Source organism: Microbulbifer donghaiensis (genome assembly GCF_900129095.1).
In the GTDB taxonomy this organism is placed as follows: domain Bacteria; phylum Pseudomonadota; class Gammaproteobacteria; order Pseudomonadales; family Cellvibrionaceae; genus Microbulbifer; species Microbulbifer donghaiensis.
This window is the reverse complement of record NZ_FQVA01000003.1, coordinates 366,908-384,154: the sequence shown is the minus strand read 5'-3', so window position 1 is coordinate 384,154 and position 17,247 is coordinate 366,908. Positions and strand designations below refer to the sequence as shown.

17 protein-coding genes are annotated in these 17,247 nt (G+C 60.1%); 7 read left to right on the top strand and 10 right to left on the bottom strand.

Annotation, left to right across the window (positions count from 1 at the left end):
* Positions 1 to 139 precede the first annotated feature (139 nt).
* The 5 genes from ubiD (at position 140) to BUC36_RS13635 (ending at position 3,552) form a co-directional block, all read left to right on the top strand.
* Positions 140 to 1,603 carry a 4-hydroxy-3-polyprenylbenzoate decarboxylase gene (gene ubiD / locus BUC36_RS13655; protein WP_073276073.1) on the top strand — a complete coding sequence of 488 codons (1,464 nt, stop codon included), beginning with the start codon at positions 140 to 142 and terminating at the stop codon, positions 1,601 to 1,603.
* A 33-nt stretch (positions 1,604 to 1,636) separates the two neighbouring features.
* Positions 1,637 to 2,038, top strand: a complete 402-nt coding sequence (locus tag BUC36_RS13650) for a hypothetical protein (RefSeq protein WP_073276071.1) — start codon at positions 1,637 to 1,639, stop codon at positions 2,036 to 2,038.
* 15 nt (positions 2,039 to 2,053) lie between these two features.
* Complete coding sequence (locus tag BUC36_RS13645) at positions 2,054 to 2,524, top strand: GNAT family N-acetyltransferase (RefSeq protein WP_200797277.1); 471 nt, start codon at positions 2,054 to 2,056, stop codon at positions 2,522 to 2,524.
* 151 nt (positions 2,525 to 2,675) lie between these two features.
* Complete coding sequence (locus tag BUC36_RS13640; protein ID WP_073276069.1) at positions 2,676 to 3,056, top strand: VOC family protein; 381 nt, start codon at positions 2,676 to 2,678, stop codon at positions 3,054 to 3,056.
* A gap of 166 nt (positions 3,057 to 3,222) precedes the next feature.
* Entirely contained in the window at positions 3,223 to 3,552 is a 330-nt protein-coding gene (locus BUC36_RS13635) for a hypothetical protein (protein WP_073276067.1), read from the top strand.
* Between the two features lie 6 nt (positions 3,553 to 3,558).
* Here the strand turns inward: BUC36_RS13635 and BUC36_RS13630 are convergent, their stop codons facing one another.
* Positions 3,559 to 5,619: a winged helix-turn-helix domain-containing protein gene (locus BUC36_RS13630; RefSeq protein ID WP_159436023.1), complete on the bottom strand. Its 2,061-nt coding sequence runs from the start codon at positions 5,617 to 5,619 to the stop codon at positions 3,559 to 3,561.
* Between the two features lie 140 nt (positions 5,620 to 5,759).
* Between BUC36_RS13630 and BUC36_RS13625 the strand changes: the two genes are divergently transcribed.
* Positions 5,760 to 7,628, top strand: coding sequence for a serine hydrolase domain-containing protein (locus BUC36_RS13625; protein WP_073276063.1), 1,869 nt, complete (start codon positions 5,760 to 5,762; stop codon positions 7,626 to 7,628).
* A gap of 207 nt (positions 7,629 to 7,835) precedes the next feature.
* Here BUC36_RS13625 and BUC36_RS13620 read toward each other — a convergent pair whose 3' ends face one another.
* The 9 genes from BUC36_RS13620 to gshB all read right to left on the bottom strand — a co-directional run bounded on the left by BUC36_RS13620 (position 7,836) and on the right by gshB (position 16,425).
* Entirely contained in the window at positions 7,836 to 8,849 is a 1,014-nt protein-coding gene (locus tag BUC36_RS13620; protein WP_200797276.1) for an alpha/beta fold hydrolase, read from the bottom strand.
* Positions 8,850 to 9,008: 159 nt separating this feature from the next.
* Positions 9,009 to 10,259 (bottom strand): heme biosynthesis HemY N-terminal domain-containing protein, encoded by a 1,251-nt coding sequence (locus BUC36_RS13615; RefSeq protein WP_073276059.1) that lies wholly within the window; start codon positions 10,257 to 10,259, stop codon positions 9,009 to 9,011.
* The gene (locus BUC36_RS13610) at positions 10,256 to 11,545 is read right to left on the bottom strand and encodes a uroporphyrinogen-III C-methyltransferase (protein ID WP_073276057.1); all 1,290 of its coding nucleotides are present in this window, start codon (positions 11,543 to 11,545) and stop codon (positions 10,256 to 10,258) included. The genes BUC36_RS13615 and BUC36_RS13610 overlap by 4 nt, the downstream gene beginning before the upstream one ends.
* 125 nt (positions 11,546 to 11,670) lie before the next feature.
* Positions 11,671 to 12,441, bottom strand: a complete 771-nt coding sequence (locus tag BUC36_RS13605; protein ID WP_073276055.1) for a uroporphyrinogen-III synthase — start codon at positions 12,439 to 12,441, stop codon at positions 11,671 to 11,673.
* Positions 12,442 to 12,454: 13 nt separating this feature from the next.
* Entirely contained in the window at positions 12,455 to 13,372 is a 918-nt protein-coding gene (gene hemC, locus BUC36_RS13600) for a hydroxymethylbilane synthase (protein ID WP_073276053.1), read from the bottom strand.
* Between the two features lie 70 nt (positions 13,373 to 13,442).
* Positions 13,443 to 13,862 carry a Holliday junction resolvase RuvX gene (ruvX, locus tag BUC36_RS13595; protein WP_073276051.1) on the bottom strand — a complete coding sequence of 140 codons (420 nt, stop codon included), beginning with the start codon at positions 13,860 to 13,862 and terminating at the stop codon, positions 13,443 to 13,445.
* Positions 13,863 to 13,869: 7 nt separating this feature from the next.
* Entirely contained in the window at positions 13,870 to 14,454 is a 585-nt protein-coding gene (locus BUC36_RS13590) for a YqgE/AlgH family protein (protein ID WP_073276049.1), read from the bottom strand.
* A 40-nt stretch (positions 14,455 to 14,494) separates the two neighbouring features.
* Positions 14,495 to 15,403: an energy transducer TonB gene (locus tag BUC36_RS13585; RefSeq protein WP_073276047.1), complete on the bottom strand. Its 909-nt coding sequence runs from the start codon at positions 15,401 to 15,403 to the stop codon at positions 14,495 to 14,497.
* A 65-nt stretch (positions 15,404 to 15,468) separates the two neighbouring features.
* Positions 15,469 to 16,425 carry a glutathione synthase gene (gene gshB / locus BUC36_RS13580; RefSeq protein ID WP_073276045.1) on the bottom strand — a complete coding sequence of 319 codons (957 nt, stop codon included), beginning with the start codon at positions 16,423 to 16,425 and terminating at the stop codon, positions 15,469 to 15,471.
* 362 nt (positions 16,426 to 16,787) lie between these two features.
* Here gshB and pilG point away from each other — a divergent pair, with 362 nt between their 5' ends.
* On the top strand, positions 16,788 to 17,183 hold the full coding sequence (pilG, locus tag BUC36_RS13575; protein ID WP_067084389.1) for a twitching motility response regulator PilG: 396 nt from the start codon (positions 16,788 to 16,790) through the stop codon (positions 17,181 to 17,183).
* Positions 17,184 to 17,247: the final 64 nt, after the last annotated feature.

Sequence of the window (17,247 nt, the reverse complement as noted above, 5' to 3'; positions counted from 1 at the left end):
TAACGGTTCGCGGCGCCTGCCGCGGGCCGTTTCTACAAAACTCCTCTGTTCTGCACCCTTCTCTCAAGGGCGCCATTCCCCATTTTGTCCCCGCTGTTTTACACTGCGCACTGATTTTGACATCTCTGCCCGGTAAAGCATGAAATACAAAGACCTGCGTGACTTTATCAAGCTGCTGGAAAAGCGCGGCCTGCTCAAACGCATCCAACACCCCGTCGATCCCAACCTGGAAATGACGGAAATCGCCGATCGCGTGCTGCGCGCCGGCGGTCCCGCGCTTCTGTTCGAAAATCCCGTCGGTTTTGATACCCCGGTACTGGCCAACCTGTTTGGCACCCCGGAGCGGGTCGCGCTGGGCATGGGTCGCAACAGCGTCAGCGAGTTGCGCGAAGTCGGCGAATTGCTCGCATTCCTGAAAGAGCCTCAGCCGCCGGAAAACCTGCGCGATGCCTGGGAGAAACTGCCGGTGTTCAAGCAGGTGCTCAATATGGGGCCGAAGGTGGTGCGCAATGCGGCCTGCCAGCAGGTTGCGCTGGACGGTGACGAAGTAGACCTCTCCCGGCTGCCGATCCAGACCTGCTGGCCCGGCGACGCCGCGCCGCTGGTAACCTGGCCGCTGGTCATCACCCGCGGGCCGGAAAAGAAACGGCAGAACCTCGGCATCTACCGCATGCAGCTGATCGGCAAGAACCGCCTGATCATGCGCTGGTTGTCGCACCGCGGCGGGGCACTGGATTTTCGCGACTGGTGCCAAAAGCACCCGGGTGAACCCTATCCGGTCGCAGTTGCCCTGGGCGCCGATCCGGCCACGATCCTCGGTGCAGTGACGCCGGTGCCCGATACATTGTCGGAGTACGCCTTCGCCGGGCTGTTGCGCGGTGACAAGACGGAAGTCGCCGAGGCGACCCTGAGCGACCTGCAGGTGCCGGCCAGTGCCGAATACGTGCTGGAGGGATTCATCTATCCCGACGATATGGCCGACGAGGGTCCCTACGGCGACCATACCGGCTATTACAATGAGGTGGATCGCTTCCCCGTCTTTACCGTCGAAAAGATTACCCACCGCAAAGACCCCATTTACCACAGCACCTACACGGGTCGCCCGCCGGACGAACCGGCGGTACTCGGCGAAGCGCTGAACGAGGTGTTCGTACCGATACTGCAGAAGCAGTTTCCGGAAATCGTCGATTTCTATCTGCCGCCGGAAGGCTGCTCTTACCGGCTGGCGGTCGTCACCATGAAGAAGCAGTACGCAGGCCATGCCAAGCGCGTAATGATGGGGGTCTGGTCCTTCCTGCGCCAGTTCATGTACACCAAGTTCGTCATCGTCACCGACGACGACGTCAATGCACGCGACTGGAAAGACGTGGTCTGGGCCATGACCACGCGCATGGACCCGGCGCGCGACACTGTGATGGTCGAAAACACCCCTATCGACTATCTCGACTTCGCTTCGCCTGTCTCAGGTCTCGGCTCCAAAATTGGCTTCGATGCCACCAATAAATGGGAGGGGGAAACCACGCGGGAATGGGGCCGCCCCATCGAGCGAGATGAGGCGGTGGTGAAGAAGGTCGATGAGATCTGGTCGAAGTTAGGCTTATAGGAAGAAGCGGGCGTATTCCCCGGGTAGGTGAATATGTCGGTTATCGAGACAGCCGGGCCGAACTCCCGGGGGTATGGCTTAGGTTGCGTTTTAGTCGGTCCGCTGGCGGACAGTAAGATCAATATGAAGAAATACAGAAAAGTTGTTCGCACCCTGACCGTATTTATCAGTACATTTTACGTGCTCATTGTGGCGGGTGCTTCGGGCCATCAGGATTACCTTTCTCGAATGGTGGTTCACGAGATAACCACACTCTTACCTATGGCAGCCGGAAAAGTTGAGTATGTTATCTATGTCGCGATACTGCCGCTGATTTTTCTCTGGGTTGTCGTCTTGCGAATCACTCATGTGAGCCAAGAAGAAAGGGATATCGAAGAGTTTAAGCGTATCAACGGGGGAAAAAGTCCACGCGATAAGAGGCATGGATTCCGCTAAGTGCACACAGTAGCAATGAACGAAGAACACATTGAGATTGCGGTCGATAAGTTTGAAGATGAAGGTGTTGTTCAGTTACTGGAAGAGCATCTGTCGGACATGCACGCAAACTCGCCGCCGGGAAGCGTGCATGCGCTGGATATTGATGCGCTAAGAGCGCCGTCAATTACTTTCTGGTGCGCCCGCGTGCAGGGTCGGGCCCTGGGCTGTATTGCCTTGAAGGAACTGAATGCACGGGAGGCCGAAATCAAATCAATGCGTACCACTGTCCTCAGTCGTGGAAAGGGGATTGCTTCCCTGTTGCTCAACCATCTCCTTGCAGAGGCCGGGCAGCGCGGCTACCAGAGGCTGTATCTCGAAACAGGTTCTATGGATTTTTTTAAACCGGCTCACGCCCTGTACGAGAAGTTTGGCTTTCGCTACCGCGGTCCGTTTGGGACGTATGCGGAGGATCCAAACAGTTTGTTTATGGAACTCCGGCTATAAATGCTACTGAGCAGCAGGGCGGTCTATCGATCCCCGCATGCCAATTTTCCCATAACCAGATTTTCCAGGCAGCAGATGTTCAGATAACCGGGTTTGCAAATAGCCGTGTTTTCAAATAAACGGGTGCGATAGCCAAGATTGGGGAAAGGAAGTGAATCTAAATCAGGTCACGATTCCGGTTAAAGATATGGATGCCGCAGCCGCTTTCTACAGGAAGTTGGGCTTTGTTCAGATAGTGGATACGCCTCATTACGCCAGGTTCGAGTGTCCGGAGGGCGACGCTACTTTTTCCCTGGCCTTGAATGACAGCGACTTCAGGAATGGTGCGGTGATTTACTTCGAATACCGCGAACTGGATAGGTGGGTCGCGGAATTGAAAGCCGTCGGCATCGAGTTTGATCAGGATCCGGCGGATCAGCGTTACCTGTGGAGAGAAGCGGTACTGTCCGACCCATCGGGCAATAAGATCAAACTCTATTGGGCGGGTGAGAGCCGCAAAAATCCACCTTGGCGCGTCGAAAAACGCACATAGTCTCCATCACAACATTGGCTGCCGGGTGGCATCTCGATAGATGAGTGAATGCGGGGCCAGCTGCTCGACTTCGACAATATACTGCGCCAGCTTTTTGCTGGCCTCGCGTGCTTTTATCCGTTTTAATTGCCATGGACGAATAAAACGCTAATAGGAATAATCCCAAATGGAATTGATTGTATTCGTTATCTTAATCGTTGCTGTGTTAGTGCTGCCGCTGAAGATGGCGGCGGCGATGATGGGGGCGAGAAACACGGGCGTTTTTCACTGCCTGTTTGCCCTGTTGCTGGCGGTGATCGTGCAGAGAATCGTTGGCGGAATGATTCCCGGTGTCAGTGAAAACCTTGGGGTGCTGCTGACGATCCCGCTGGCCGCGGTGGCCTATATGCTGGTGCTGGGCACCGGATTTCTGAAGGCGATTGTTATCGCTCTCCTCCAGGGCCTGATAATGATCGCCGCGATGATGCTGTTTGCCGGCGTGTTCGCAGCCGTCTAGCGTTTTTCACTCGGTCAGTGACAAGCGGACCAGATCGCTTTCCGCCAGCAGTGACTTGACCGTAAGCATACGCGCAGATTCCGGGTGCAAATCGAAATTCAGCCTGAATCGATTTTTTGCCAGTTGAGTCCGATTCGCCTCGCCAGTTTCCAGATTGATGCGCTGTATGTAGGCATTGTTGTCGACATGCTCGGTATAGTAGAGCCAGTTATCCTTCACCAGCCAGCGATTCGGGATTGCCGACGGTAGTTGTGCGATCTTTCTCTTCACCTCGTCATTCTCGACAAGCCAGACGTACTGGTCGGCATCGACCGCCAGCAATTGCCGCGCATCCAGCTGCCGCGCAGCCATATAGCCTGTGTTCACGGCGCGATTTTGTCCGCTCACAACATCGTGACGGTACAGGATCGGTAGACCTTGCTCGCTCTTCGCGTAGAGTAACGCCGCTTCGTCCGGTAGCCACGTCGGGGGCCCGGCGAGGTCTATATCCCTTGTCAGATAACGCAGCTTGCCTGCGGCGAGCTCAAACACAAAAACCCGCTTGTCGATAATGCCGGCGAGATATTTGCCTTCGGCATCAATAGAGAGTGCCTTGACCTGGGCTTCTGCCGGTAGCGTGGCGAGGGTCGCGGTGCCCGTTTGTCTGCTCTGCCGCTGTAAGAGCAGGGCGCCATCTCGACGAGAAACGAAATACAGGGTATTGCCGCCGGGGCCGTAGAGCGGGAAGTCCTCTGCCCCGGGCAGGTCGAGGTGATCACTGGACATCAGTGAGTGGCCGCCAAACGGGGCCGGCTCTTCCTGCAGGTCGAGAAAATTACCGTTGTGGCGACGCATGAAATAGCAGTGGTCACCGCACTGATAGAAAGCATCATTGATAAAGCGGCTCGGGCTATTCAGTGTCTCAAACCGGTCGTCGTCAAGACGGTATCGCAGCAGCTCGCCATCGAACGCGGACAGGGTCAGGCTGCTGCCGTCGTTATGCCAGGTGAGCCGGTCCACCCGTTGTGGCAACACGCGGGTGTGCAGCAGGCTGCCGGTGGCGGTGTCGACAATCAGCAGCTCGCGCTTACCCTCCTCCACACTGCGCAGCAGCGCCAGCATGCTGCCATCGGCGGATTCCCGTGCGAAATAATCGCCAATCCCCTGCACACTCGGGGCGGTAATCTGTTCGAGGGCAGCGTTGTCGAAATGGAGCCGCCATATGCCCTGGGGACGGCCGGGCTGATAAGTGTCTTTCAGATAAACAGAGTGGCCATCATTCGACCAGCCAAGCAGAAACCGGTTATGTGTGGATGCCTCCGGTAGTGCCTGCGGGTTCTGTATGCCTTGCTCCGGATTGAATTGGGCGCGGTAGTGCCGCATGCCTTGTTCGGTGCTGCGCGTGTAAACAAGCTCGCTGCCATCCGGCGACCAGAGCGCATTGGCATAATTGGCCTGGTCCCAAGTCAGTCGCTGCACCCGCTGCGTGGCGGGGCTCTTTACATAGAGCTGCAGGTAGTCATCCTTGTTGGCCCGGTGAGAAAACAGCAGTCGATTTGTGGCTGCGGAGTAGTCTGGACTGACTTCCGAGCCGGGCATGCTGGTCAACTGCTCGATGCTTGCACTTGTTGCGTTATTGGCGGGTAAGGCGATTGCCAGATAAGTTCCTAGGCCGAGCAGTAAGACTGCTAGTGCACCACCCGCCAATACGCGCGGACGCGGGCGGACATCTCGAGTGGGTTGCAACGGCCGTGTGGGGGCGATCAGTTCATAGCCTTTGAGCGGCAGTGTCTTGATGTATCGGGGATCGCGCGCGCTATCACCGAGGGCGTCGCGCAACTTTTTCACCATCGCACGCAGCGCGTCGTCGCTGACAATCCGGTTGGGCCATATCTCCCGGGCAATGCGCTCCCGGCTGACCGTTTCACCGGCAAGGCGCACCAGCAGGTGCAGGAATTCCGCGACCTGGGGCTCGAGTCGCGCGGTCGTGGTGCCGCTGCTCAAGGTTCCGCTGCGGTAGTCGAACAGGTAATCGCCTACCTGGTAGCGGCGGGCACTATTTTTCGTGTCGCTATTTTTTTCTTTCAAATCAATCTGTTGCGTCTTGTGACCGGATGTGAACAGGCTCGCGGAGCGGCAGTTCACAACAGATCATAAACCTTTCTTTGTCGCCATCTGATCGACGGGATATTCCTTGGCCATTAAACCACAACAGGGAGAATCGACAGATGCGCCTGATACGTTTGCTATTGTGCTTTCTTTTACTGACTGGGGCCGCGGCGCACGCGGTACAAAGCCCGCCCGCGCGGCCAATCGAGAATTTGCAGCAACTCGGCGAAGCCATCGACGAGGTGCGCGCTGTGATGGGTGTGCCCGGTGTCGCCGTGACACTGATACTGCCGAATGGTGAAGAGTGGCAGCACACCGGTGGTTTGGCCGACATTGCCGAAGACAAGCCCGTCAGCGTCGAGACCCGTTTTCGCGTAGGTTCGATCTCCAAGCTGCTGGTCAGCCTGGCCGTGATGAAGTTGCAGGAGGAGGGCAGGCTCAAGCTGAGCGACAAACTGAGCGATCTGGCTCCGGAAGTCGCCTTCGAGAACCCCTGGGCCGAAACCTACCCGTTGCGCCTGGTACACCTGCTGAACCACAGCAGCGGCTGGGACGCGCCCCATTTCGTCGAAATGGCGGCCCCGGCCGGCAAGCCAGTGACGATTGGCGAAGCGCTGGCACTGCATCCACACTCGCGGGTTTCGCGCTGGGCACCGGGCACGCGCACCGCTTACAACAATACCGGGCCGCTGGTGGCGGCCTATATCGTCGAAAAAATCTCCGGCATGACGTACGAGGACTATATACAGCTGAATTTCCTCGAGCCGCTGCAGATGCAAGACAGTGGCTATTTCTACTCCGATGACTACCGCAGCCGTGCGGTGACCCTGTATCGCGGCACGCAACCGCTGCCCTACTGGCACCTGAATAACCGCGCTGCCGGTGGACTGCACAGCAGCCTGCGGGATATGGCCAAACTGGCGAAGTTGCTGCTGCAGCGCGGCGTGTTCGCCGGCGATCGTGTTCTGTCCGCCCATGCCGTCGCCGAGACCGAGCGGCCTCTGCAGACACTGGCCGCGCAGGCGGGACTGCAGCTCTCCTGGGGGCTTGGCAACAACGTGTTTCACCACAATGGGGTCGTGTTCCACGGCCACGAGGGCAGCCTGCCCGGCGCCAGCGCCATACTTGTCTACCAGCCCGAACTCGGTACGGCTCACGTGGTCATGGCCAACGGCAACGGCCCGGCGGTAACAGAAATTCATCGGCTGATCGCCGATTACGTCACCCGGGATATGGAGCCGCCGAAAGTAGAGTCCGAGCGCGCGTTCAGCAGCGGCGATCATTCCCTCAGCGGTTATTACCGCGTTGCCAGTCCGGTGCGACAGGCGGCGACCTTCATGACCGACCTGATACCTTGGCAACTGAATATCAGCGGCCAGCGCGCGACAATCCGGCCGTTAGTCGGCGCGCCGCCGCGTCAGCTGCTGGCCGGTGATGGCGAGACATTCAAGCAGAACACCACCGGGCAGGTGGCGTTGGTACAGGTCGACGACCCGCTCGACGGGGAAGTTCTGCACTACGGCCCGCAAACCTTGAAGCGTACCAGCGCGCTCAGCGCCTATGGTTTGCTGTTCGTTGCCCTGTTGTGGGTGATTAGTGCGGTACTGGCGCTGCTGTTTATGCTGGTCTGGCTGCCGCGCTATTTCCTCGGCAGGATCGAGCGGAGATCGGGGGTGGGGCTGCGCGTTTGGCCATTGCTGACGGTGATTGCGCTGCTGGTGGCGGTGTTTGGCGCGAAGCTGGCAGCCGGTGGCCTGATTCCGTATGCCATGGCGGGACGAATCAGTGCGGCCTCGCTGATGGTATTTCTCGGCACGCTGATGTTTTTTGTGTTGGCGTTGTGGAGCCTGTGGGTTTGGTATCGCTATCGAAACAGCGCGATGAACCGCCTGGTGAAATATCACTCGACGCTGCTGATCGCGCTGAACTTGCTGGTAGGGCTTTATCTGCTCGGCCACGGGGTGATTGGTATTCGCCTGTGGGCTTAGCGGCTTGAGGTTGCGGGCGCTCATTTTTCAGGGCGCCCAGCGTGGGGCCAGTGGTCCAAGCGGTAAATTCCGTAACCGATCTCTTCGCCACACGCCCCAGTGCTGCGTTGAAAAAGCTTGAATTAGCCCTGCTAGTCCTGCGCTTTTTCGCCTTGCCCTGGAGCCTGTGGCTGTGAGCTTTAGTTGCCGAAATTACCGCTTGAACCACTAGTTCTGCAAAAATTTGCTCAACGGGGCTATATACAGATCGAATGCTTCGAACTGCGGTACGTGGCCTACGTCATTTAGTTCCACCAGCTTTGCCTTCGGAATGACTTTGGCAGTCTGCCGGCCCAGCTGATCATAGCGGCCGAGCGTTTCTCTGATCGCGTCCGGTGCGCGGTCGCGGCCGATGGCAGTGCGGTCGCGGGTGCCGATGATCAGCAGGGTCGGTACCTGCAAATCCGGAAATTCATAGAGCACCGGCTGGGTAAAAATCATGTCGGCGGTCAGCGCGTCGATGACCGCCATGCGGCGCGCGTTTGGGCCCAGGGTCCAGCCGGCCTGGATATCCAGCAGCGAGTCGTAGTTTTCCTGCCATTGGCCGTCGAAATAAGCATTGGTCATATAGCGCTTGATCTTGTCCGGTGTCTGCGAGTACTCGTTGGCAATAGCCTTTTCCAGTGGCTGATAGGGCACGTGGCGTTTCCAGTCCTCCAGTCCGATCGGATTGACCAGTACCAACTTTTCTACTTGCTGTGGGTACATCAGTGCGTAGCGCGTAGCGAGCATGCCCCCCATTGAATGGCCAACCACCGCCACCTTGTCGATGCCGAGTTTGTTCAACAGTGTATGGGTGTGGTCGGCCATCGCGTGCAGACTGTACTGAAACCGCAGCGGCTTGCTCGATTTGCCGAAGCCGATCTGGTCTGGCGCTATTACGCGGTAGCCCAGTTCGGTCAGCGCGGCGATGGTGTCGCGCCAGTAGGCGCCGGAGAAATTTTTGCCGTGCAGCAGCAGTACCGCCCCGCGCGGGGTAACGTCCTTACTCGCCGGTATATCCATATAAGCCAGGGTGAGGCGCTGCTGTTGCAGCTGCAGTGGAAGTTCTTCCACCGGATATGGATAGGCGTAGTTACTTAATTTTGCATCCAGTGGTTTGACCGCGGTATCGGCACTTGTCGAGCTGGAGAGCGTTACAAGCAGCGTGAAAAGCGAGAGTACCCGGAGCATTGGGTGCATGGTTACCTCGGTTGTGTGTTGAGTCGGCGGATTTGGATGGTGTTTCATGTTGTGTGGGACGCGCTGCCGAATCGTGGCGGCGCGTTACGGCAGATTCGCCTGTTATCGACGCGACCTCCTCCGGAAAGCCGCGTCATTGCACGGGCGCGCTGCCGGGTATCAGGCACCGGCGCCAAGCAGTGGCGCCTCATGTCCTGGCATCGGCAATTGTGGCAAATCGGCCACTGCCTGAATCAGGCCTTCCTTGTAGAGCTTCGCCGCCTCCTCGGTTTCCCCCAGCGCATAGAGCAGGCGCGCCAGCTCGGCAGAGGTGGCCGGGTCCGATCGCAACAGCAGGCTCTTTTCGAAATACTGCCGCGCCTTGCCCCAGAGTTCGTTGCGCATGCACAGGCGACCGAGGCAGGTCAGGAGGTCGGCATTTTCGCCGTATTCCTTCAGCCAGCCCTCCGCGACGGTCAGCTGGGTTACGGCATCGGCACCGGTGAGGCAGCCATACAGTCTGCCCACGTCGGCGCGCCACTCGCGATTGAGCAGCCAGCGCAGGTGCTTTTCCGCCTCGACGTCATCGCCGATCCGGTGCAGTTGCTGTGCGTAGAGGCTGCGCAGTTCCATATTGCGTTGCCAGCGGCCGCTGAGCCCTTGCCAGCTCTCGCGCAGTTTTTCTTTGTCGCGGCGATTGGTGGCATCCACCAGCTGGTGCTGGTACACCTCGAGTTCCAGCTGCTGTAGCTCCTCCTCACGCATATTGGCGTGCTTCTCCAGCTCCGGCAGCAGCTCGCGCAGACCGTTCCAGTCGCCCAGGCGATAGTAGGCCTGCTTCAGCAGCTGCAGTAGCGCCGGGTGTTTGGGCTCCACCTGCTTGGCGCGCTCGAGGCTGGCGATACACTGCTCGTAGTGCTTGTCCAGCAACTGCATGCGCGCCTGGCTGAGCGCGACGGCGAGCCGGGTGTCGTCGCCGCAGGCTTCCGCCTTGGCGAGGAGCTCATTGGCCTCGTCGCGGTAGCCGAGTTCGAAGGCACTGCGGGCGGCGGCCAGGTAATTGATTAGCGGCGCTTCGGAGCGCGGGGCGCTTTTCAGCAGCTGGCGGCGTGCGCGGGCCCAGTTGCCCTCCATAAACTCCACCAGCCCGTTGGTCAGACGTCGACGCGCGACCCGCTGACGGCCAAAACGGATACGGCTGACACTGCCGCCGATGCCGCGCAGAAAACTCCGCAGCAGGTACACCGCGAAAAACAGCGCGAGCACGGCCAGTACCAGTGCGATAACCGCCACCCACAGGTTCAGTTCGATACGTTTGTCGACGTCACCGCCGATCATCACCATGATGTACCCGGGATAGCTGCGTATCGCCTCGACCAGGAAGGCGCCGAATAACAGCAGTGCGAGCGCCGCAAACAGAAAGCGTTTCACTGGCTGTCGCCTCCCGGCGCATCGACGCCCGGTCCGGAGGTTTTATGTAACTGCTCGATATAGTCGTGTAGCGCACTCTGCGACGCCGCCAAGCTCGGCAGATCCACCTTGATGGGCTCCTTGCTCAGTGCCTCCAGTTCCCGCAGCAACACGTCGCGCTGGTGACTGGCAATGCCGTAATCCAGCAGTAGTTGCCGCGCGTTATTCAGAGCGTCCTTGTAGACGGTGCTATCGCCGCGCAAAACAGCCAGTTGCGCCTGTTCCATATTCAGGCGCAGGTTCTGACGGAAGCGCGCTTCGCTCTGCGGTGACAGCAGCACCGGATCGATATCGCCGTCGCGGATGCGCACCGATTCGCCCAGAAAGCGCGTGAAGTTGTGCCAGCTGCGCTGCCACGCCGGTTCGTCAGCAGCCGCCGTTTCCGTTTGCGTGTCGGCGGGTTCGAGCGTTGCCAGGTCAAACTGCGGCTGGATACTGACCCGGATCAACTGCTCTTCCAGTGCGCCGAGGCGCAGGTAGAGGCCCTCGCGATCAATATTTTCCACCAGTTTCAGTGCGGTGATATCGCGCGCCAGTTGCTGACGCACGCCGTAGAGGTCTGGCATATCCACCTGGCGCAGGATGGTGTCGACCTGTTCCAGCAGCCCGAGGGCCGCGCGGCTGTCGCTTTCCAGCATCAGGCGCTGGTTGGCAAGGCGCAGCAGGTAATCGGCCTCTGCCAGTTGCCAGTCTTCGCGGCTGACATTGCCGAGTGCACTCAGGCGGCTGCCCTGGGCAGTAACATTGCGCTGCAGCGTGGCCAGCTGTTGCTGCAGCTGCGCAACGGCCTGTCCCAGTTGCTGTACCTGATTGCGCAGGGTCTGGTTGGCCTGTTGCAGTGTGGCGACCGTCGTAGATGATTCGGAATCGGGCAGCGCGGGTTGCGGCGCGGTTTCCGGTGGCTCGGGTGCGACTTCCACCACCACCGTTTCCGGTGCCTGTTCGCCACCTGTCGGCGCCGGCTGCTCCTTCGCCGCATGCCGGCCGGTAAACGTATCCAGCTTGCCTTGCAGCTGCGGCCAGTTAAACCAGCCCCAGCTACCGAGGCCGCCCAGCACTGCGGCAACCAGCAGCAGCCACAGCCAGCCCTTGCCACCCTTTGCCGGTTGCGCGCTTTTTTCCGCGTCCTTGTCCGTTGGGGACTTGCCCTGCGCGGCTTTGGCGAAATTGCTCTTGGGTTCCGCTTTGTCGGTGACCTTGGCTGGTGCAGGGGATTTCGCGGCGTCTTTGGATTTATCGTCAGTCATGGTTTGGCGGCGCAAGGGGTAGAATTTGTCGTCAAATTATAGCGAGAGACGGCACGCTTTATACGACGTATGGCGCCCTTTTAAAATTTTTTGCTCTTGCCGGGCGAATAAAGTGTTTGCCCAGCTCAGTTCAGGGCGGTCTGCAGTGCTTCCAGCATCGCCGTGTCTCCGGCGTTGCGCGCAGCGTGACAGTGGCTGAAACCGAGCGCCTGGGCCTGGTCGGCGACACGCTGACTGGGGCAGACCGTCGGCACATCGAACAGCTTGTCTTGCTTGCTCGCGCGGATACATTGGGCCAGGTTGGCGAGTGTCTCACCGCTGTGCACGGTAATCGCGTCTGGTTGTGCGGTGTAGGCCGCCAGATCGCCGGCCGCGTTGGCGGGCAGGCTGCGGTGATAGAGCTCGCAGTAGTCGACGCGCCCGCCTCTTTGGCGCAGGGTTTCCCCAATCAATGTGCGCCCGCCGCTGCCGCGGAAAATCAGGATGCGCTGGTCGGCCACCTGCTGCAGCAATGGCAGTGCCAGCAGGGCTTCCGAGTCCATGCTGTCGCCGTCGCTGGCACAATCGACGCCGCGCTCGCGGAGCGCGCGCGCGGTGGCGGCGCCGATGGCGTAGTAGCGTGGTCCCTGTGGCAGCTGCGGCCAGTAGTTCTCCAGCCAGTCAAGGCCGATGCGCACCGCGTTCTGCGACACGAAAATGGCGTGTTCGACCTGATCAAAATCGAGGATCTGCTTTTTGATTGCCTGCAGCTGCGGGCCGTTTTCGACCGGCACTATGGCCAGCATCGGGACAATATCCACGTCGGCACCCGTCGCCTGCAATAGCTGGCACCAGATCCGACACTGGTGTGCCGGCCTGGTGACCAGGATGCGCTTGCCGTGCAAGGTGCTTTCCATGGGAATCCCGGATTCAGATCGCGGCGAGAATCTTGTCGGCGCCGGCGGACAGCAGCTCCTCGGCCAGGGCCGTGCCCAGTGCCTCGCCATCGGCCGCCGCACCGCGGCTTTCCGCCTGCACCATTGTCTGGCCGTCGGGGCTGCCCACCAGCCCGCGCAGCCAAAGCTGGCCTTCATTCAATTCGGCGTAACAGCCGATGGGCACCTGGCAGCCGCCATTGAGGCGTTTGACCAGCGCGCGCTCTGCCGTCAGCCGCGCGGCGGTGTCGGCGCAGTGCAGCGGCTGCAGCAGGGCTTCCAGTTCGGTGTCGCGGCGGCATTCGATACCGACGGCACCCTGGCCTCCGGCGGGCAGCAGAATTTCCGGGGCCAGAAAATCGCGGATGCGCTCGCGCATCTCCAGTCGCAGCAGCCCGGCGGAGGCCAGGATGATGGCGTCGAATTCGCCCGCGTCCAGCTTGGCCAGGCGCGTGTTGACGTTGCCGCGCAGGAATTTCACTTGCAGGTCCGGCCGGCGCGCGAGGATCTGGCACTGGCGGCGCAGGCTGGAGGTGCCGACCACGGCGCCCTGCGGTAATTCGTCGAGCGTAGCGTAGTGATTGCTGACAAAGGCGTCGCGCGGGTCTTCCCGTTCGCAGATCACCGACAGGTGCAGGCCGTCCGGAAACTCCATAGGCACGTCCTTCATCGAGTGCACGGCGATATCCGCTCGCTCCTCGAGCATGGCCACTTCCAGTTCCTTCACGAACAGGCCCTTGCCGCCGACCTTGGCCAGCGGAATATTGAGCAGCTGGTCGCCGCGGCTCGTGAGCGGCAGCAGTTCGATCTGCAGTTGTGGGTGCTCCCGCTGCAGGCGGTCCTTGACGTAATTGGCCTGCCAGAGGGCCAGGGCGCTCTCGCGGGTGGCGATGCGGATGCGTGAAATGGGCATACAGCTAGATCGGTTGGGAAATGGGTGGGCCATTCTAACAGAGAGGGGGGCTCGTGACTGTCGCAGTCCGCTAGCGCGAGCGCAGCCAGTCTTCGAGAATGATACGCGCCGCGATGGAGTCGACCGGGTCGCGGGCGTAGTTGCCCTTGTGGCCGCGCTCGAAGGCCTCCTCCTTGGCGGCGCGCGTACTGAGGCGCTCGTCCACATATTCCACCGGCAATCCGGTGCGACCGTGCAAGCGCTGGCCGAATTTGCGTGCACGGGCGCCAAACTCACTTTCGCTGCCGTCCATGTTTAGCGGCAGGCCTACCAGCAGGTAGTGTGGTCGCCACTCGTCCACCAGTCGTTGCACCTGGTCCCAGTCCGGTTTGCCGTCTCGGGCCGGCAGCGGCGGCAGTTCCCGCGCACTACCGGTCAGGCTCTGGCCGAATGCCAGGCCTATCGAGCGAGTGCCGAAATCGAAGGCGAGGGCGGTGATGGGCTTGTCCATGGCGACTTCAGGCGTGGCCGGACTGGGAGCCGATACCGGCCAGATCGATTCCGTGGCGCGCCGCGGCCGTGTGCCAGCGCTTTTGCCAGGGTGTGGCGAACAGGATTTCAGGCTCCGCCGGCAGGGTCAGCCAGGCGTTATCCACCAGCTCCTCTTCCAATTGCCCCGGTCCCCAGCCGGCGTAGCCGAGCGCCAGCAGCACGTCATCCGGGCCGCGGCCGGCGGCCAGGGACTCGAGGATATCTTTCGAGGCGGTGAGGCTGATGTCGTCACTGACCTCTATCGTTGAATCAAACTTCATGCCGGCACCGTGCAGGACGAAGCCCTGCTCGGGGGACATGGGGCCGCCCAGCAGCACCGTTTCGTCGCCGCGCAGGCTGGCGTCGTTCAGCGACAGCTGGGCGAACACTTCCTTCCAGTGCACCTTGCTCGGGGTGTTGATAACGATTCCCATGGCACCTTCACCGGTGTGCTCGACCATAAAAGCGATGGTCTGCTTGAAGCGCGAATCCTGCATGCCCGGCATGGCCAGGAGAAACTGGCCGCGCAGGCTGCCGTGAGTCAGGTCGCTATCAATGTTGCTGTTGTGCATAGGATCAAAGTCATTGGATTGCGGGCGCAGAATGGAAAGTTTAGCCGCGCCTGGGCGTGCCGCCGGCCGCAGTGGAAAAACCGGTCATCTCGAAGTGCCAGGTGCGGATGATCTCGAGGCGATCGGCCTCCTTGCGGATTTCCGTGGGGAAGGGGGCGAAGGGTGCGGCCAGGCGAATTATCTGCTGTGCTGCGTCGTCCAGAATGGGCTCACCGGAGGATTCCAGTATCACCACGTCTTCAACTGCCCCAGTTGGCAGCAGTCGTACCATCATGCGCAGGCTGCCGGTGATCTGCTGCTGCAGGGCCTCTTCGGGAAAGTTGTCATTCCCCACAGCCTCGACTTTCTGGCGCCAGTCGTGCAGGTAGGCGGCATCGACGGAGGCCTTGGTCGCGACAGAGGTCAGTCGCCGCACGCGCGGGCGCTGGGCAATGGTCTGGCGAATCTTGTCCAGGCGCGCCTGCAGGCTGGCGATCTCGGGGTTGGTCAGCGGCAGATCGTTGGGGGCGTCGCCACGCTTTTCCTCCGACGGTTTATCCTCGGCCGGCAGCTCCGGGGCCTGCTGGGGGCTTTCGCCAATCGTCGTTACCAGTTGGCGCCGCTGCTCCGCTGGCCGCGCAGTCTGTTGTTGTGGCAGTGGGTTCACATCGCGGATTGCGGTATCGGCAAATTCGGCGCGGCGATTGCTGGACAGCTCTTTGGGGGTGTCGGCGGTGCCGCTGGCCTGCTGATTGTGCTGGGCCAGGTAGTCGGCATCTTCGGGCGCCTCGGCGGTGTGGTGTTGCGCCAGTGTTACCTCCAGTGTCGGCGGTGCCTGCCGGCCCTCGGGGGCGGCAAAGGCGACGCCGAAGATTACCAGCGCATGGAAAGCGCAGGCGAGGAACAGGGCAAACACAAGGCGGTCTTGCTGGGCGGCCTGAAGTTGCGTGGTGTTGGCGGTGGAATTCATTGTTCTTTATTTGTGGCTACTGCTCTTGTTCCGCTCAGCCCGCTCGCTGACAACGGCCACCCAGTTTACCCTTTTTGTGCCAGCCGGTCTGTGATGGCGCTCATCAGCTGGCCGGCGATATCCGTGCCGAATGCGGCGTCGATCTCGCGCACACAGGTGGGGCTGGTGACGTTGATTTCGGTCAAATATTCGCCGATGACGTCCAGGCCGACAAAAAGCAGCCCCTTTTCCTTCAAGGTCGGTGCCACCTGCTCGACAATCCAGCGGTCGCGGTCGGTCAGCGGACGCGCCTCGCCGCGGCCACCGGCGGCCAGGTTGCCGCGGGTTTCACCGGCCTCGGGGATGCGCGCGAGGCAATAGGGAACTGCTTCGCCGTCCACAACCAGGATGCGCTTGTCGCCGTTCTTGATTTCCGGAATATAGCGCTGGCCCATGATCTGTTTGCGCCCGTGCTCGGTGAGCATTTCCAGGATTGCGCCCAGATTGGCCCCGTCCGGTTTGCAATGGAAAACGCCTGTGCCGCCCATGCCGTCAAGCGGTTTGAAAATGACGTCGCGGTGTTGGTGGTGAAATTCACGCAGCTTGTGCATGTCGCGGCTGACAATCAGAGGCGGACAGCACTGTGGAAAACTGGTGGCAAAAATCTTTTCGTTGCAGTCGCGCAGCGCCTGCGGTTTGTTCACAACCAGGGCGCCCTCGCGCTCCGCCGCCTCCAGAATATAAGTCGAGTAGACATACTCATTGTCGAAAGGTGGGTCTACCCGCATAAGAATGGCGTCGAGGCCGCCCAGGGCCAGTTCGGCGCTTTGCCCAACTTCAAACCAGTGCTCCGGGTCGTCGAACACCTGCAACGGGCGACCGCGTCCCATGGCGCGTCCGCAATCCAGGAACAGGTCGCCCTGCTCGAAATAGAACAGTTCAAAACCGCTGCGCTGCGCGGCCTGTAACATCGCCAGTGTGGTGTCTTTCTTGAAATGAATATTGGCGATGGGATCCATCACCACGCCGAGGGAGTAACTCATACCGGTATCCGTGCTGGTTGGAAATTCTCGAACATGCGCTGCGACTGCCAGGCGTGCAGTGACTTGCCGAAACGGTTGCAGGTCCGACGGCTGGATAAGGTAAGAGCAGCCTGCCATCGGTGCAACTGTTTAACCGTTATAGGTGCGAGTCGCATGACAGTCTGGCGATAAAATGTACGATGGTGCCGCAAGTCCGCTGGCTTCGGTAGATTCGCGAAGGGTTCTGTGATAAAAGTTCGTCCCTATGTGCGACCTTGGCCAACCGAGGCGTCCAGACCCTGCAAGTGGTTGAACAAAGGGCACTTATGACAGCATTTTCAGGTGTGCCCGAAAATAAGTAATTCAGGGGATTCAATATCACTATGGAGCTTAACTGGGAAAGCCTGACGGTGATGGTGATCGACGACAGCAAGACCATTCGTCGCACCGCCGAGACTCTGCTGCAAAAGGCAGGTTGCACGGTTGTCACCGCGACCGACGGATTCGATGCGCTGGCGAAAATTGCCGACTCCCGTCCGGATATTATTTTTGTCGATATCATGATGCCGCGCTTGGATGGTTACCAGACCTGCGCGCTGATCAAGAACAACAGCGAATTCCGTTCGACGCCGGTGGTGATGCTGTCGAGCAAGGACGGCCTGTTTGACAAGGCCAAAGGGCGTGTCGTCGGCTGCGATCAATATTTAACCAAGCCGTTCAGCAAAAGCGAGCTGCTTGGCGCAATTTCTGCGCATGCCAAGCCGCATCACGCGGCCTGAGCTGGGGCGGGGCGAATCTTGACTTTGTCGGAATCGCCCGCAAGCCGGAAGTGCGCGACCACTC